The organism is Roseibacillus ishigakijimensis, from assembly GCF_016595415.1.
Classification (GTDB): Bacteria; Verrucomicrobiota; Verrucomicrobiia; order Verrucomicrobiales; family Akkermansiaceae; genus Roseibacillus; species Roseibacillus ishigakijimensis.
The window spans coordinates 1-335 of the sequence record NZ_JAENIO010000180.1; the positions used below are offsets into that span (position 1 = coordinate 1).

General features: G+C 55.2%; 1 protein-coding gene. It reads right to left on the bottom strand.

The window, feature by feature from the left end:
• Positions 1 to 296 (bottom strand): IS110 family transposase (locus tag JIN78_RS17075; RefSeq protein WP_200393202.1); only part of this gene is annotated, 296 nt, incomplete at its 3' end.
• Positions 297 to 335 lie beyond the last annotated feature (39 nt).

The window sequence follows — 335 nt, forward strand, 5'->3', positions numbered from 1 at the left end:
TTTGGCATAGAAAGCTCCCGCAAATAACGCATATGTGCTGCGGTCCAGTTAGTTGTTCCTTTGTAGTGGAATCCGGTCCGCAGGAGAAAAGAGTTTAATCGTTGTTTGCTCCGAGCGAGGTCGTCAGAAGCATCGGTTCGCGCGCGGCAAAGGTCACGCACGGCTTCATCTAACACCGGTGGGATGTGAACGGGAGTGATGTCCCCATTGCGGAAAAGTTTGGCAATGAGCTTGGCATCGCGTTTGTCGGTTTTGATGGGCTCGGTGGCCTTGCGCTCGGTTTTGGAGGGTGCCATCAGGGAGCAATCGACGCCGAGCTGGAGCAAGCGACGAGC